The organism is Vreelandella rituensis (assembly GCF_003336665.1).
Taxonomy (GTDB): Bacteria; Pseudomonadota; Gammaproteobacteria; order Pseudomonadales; family Halomonadaceae; genus Vreelandella; species Vreelandella rituensis.
This window is the reverse complement of record NZ_QPIJ01000146.1, coordinates 1-1,455: the sequence shown is the minus strand read 5'-3', so window position 1 is coordinate 1,455 and position 1,455 is coordinate 1. Positions and strand designations below refer to the sequence as shown.

Below are 1,455 nucleotides of genomic sequence, written 5' to 3'. Positions count from 1 at the left end.
GGGTGCATGGGTGCATGGGTGCATGGGTGCATGGGTGCATGGGTGCATGGGTGCATGGGTGCATGGGTGCATGGGTGCATGGGTGCATGGGTGCATGGGTGCATGGGTGCATGGGTGCATGTGCCACCTACACACCCCTTCTCTAGGGGTTACTACTTAGAAAATAAATTGCGATAGTTCTTGCGCGTCTGCTAAAAAGTTAGCTACAATAGAGCCACTGAGTCAGATAACGCAACGCAAAGGAACCCGCACCATGACCCGCAACGAATTCACCGTCAACGAAGCCCTTGCAGCACAAGCCGCAGAGCGGGCCCGCTGGGCGGCCGCCCTGGCGCCTGCCGCAAAAGCCATCGGCCAGCGTCGCGCAGTGCGTAAAAGCCTGATCGCCCGCTTGCTGGGTTTGTAAACCGTCAACCGCAAATAGGAGAAAACACCATGAATGCAATCCAATCTAACGCGCAACGCTGGGTGAAACACGGCGCGTATGAAATTCGCTCGAATGCTGAATTGTGCATTCAAGCGGAATTGCGTAAGGCCGGTTTGATTCCAATGGGCGCTACGATTGTAGAGATTAATTTTCACGGCGAAGATTGCGTTTTTGTCGAAACGTCCAACGGCGGGGAATTCACTATTAACGTGAATACCGGTCACATTAACCAATGCTGAACATTTAGGAGAAAACCATGCAAGCTATCCGCACCAAATATCACGGCCCTACCGATACTAAAGGTTCGCGTATCAGCGCGCAATGCGAAGCCGGACGCATTTATGTGTCCTATGACCACGCGCTTAATATTTACGGTAACCATAAAGCCGCATGCGATGCGCTGGTGAAGAAACTGGGTTGGGATGCCGACCATTACGACGATATGGTCGGTGGTGAATTCGACGGCGCACATTACTGGGTTTTCGACGATAAGCGTTTGAAAGCCATTGATGCATGGGTGCAATTTACGCGCAAGGGTACACCTACTGGCAACCCATGGTCAAAGCCTGAATTCCGCGCGCTTGTCGAATGCGTGGCACGTTCGCAAGGGTTCTATGGCACTGCATTGGATTTTGTTGATAAGCGCGACGGGGAATAATCCATGAATGATTATCTTGCAGCAATCCTAACCGGCCTTCTTTTTAGTTTGCCGCTTCTGGTTGATTTTATTTTGAGGGGTTGATTTTATTTTGAGGGGTTGATTATGAAAACATACGCATCACACGGCGGGACGCTTTACCCGCTTGCAAAAACATATGCCGATAATGAAACTTTGCCAGAAAATCGAGAACTGATTTCATATTGTGCGGAATATGCAAACCCGACAGACAATTACGCACACGCTGCTACTTGCACACTATATCGTGTGCCAGGTGTTGGTTATATTGCAGCAGGTGTAAGACCGTACCGCCATCCTAACCAGCCTTCTTTTTAGTTTGCCGCTTTTAGTTGATTTTATTTTGAGGGGT

General features: G+C 50.0%; 3 protein-coding genes. All 3 read left to right on the top strand.

Going from position 1 to position 1,455, the window contains the following annotated elements:
* Positions 1–253 precede the first annotated feature (253 nt).
* Genes DU506_RS21850 through DU506_RS21165 form a run of 3 tightly spaced genes read left to right on the top strand, consistent with a single transcriptional unit; the run spans position 254 to position 1,085 of the window.
* On the top strand, positions 254–406 hold the full coding sequence (locus DU506_RS21850; RefSeq protein WP_181870850.1) for a hypothetical protein: 153 nt from the start codon (positions 254–256) through the stop codon (positions 404–406).
* 29 nt (positions 407–435) lie between these two features.
* Positions 436–666 carry a hypothetical protein gene (locus DU506_RS21170; protein ID WP_114488788.1) on the top strand — a complete coding sequence of 77 codons (231 nt, stop codon included), beginning with the start codon at positions 436–438 and terminating at the stop codon, positions 664–666.
* Positions 667–683: 17 nt separating this feature from the next.
* The gene (locus tag DU506_RS21165) at positions 684–1,085 is read left to right on the top strand and encodes a hypothetical protein (protein WP_114488787.1); all 402 of its coding nucleotides are present in this window, start codon (positions 684–686) and stop codon (positions 1,083–1,085) included.
* Positions 1,086–1,455: the final 370 nt, after the last annotated feature.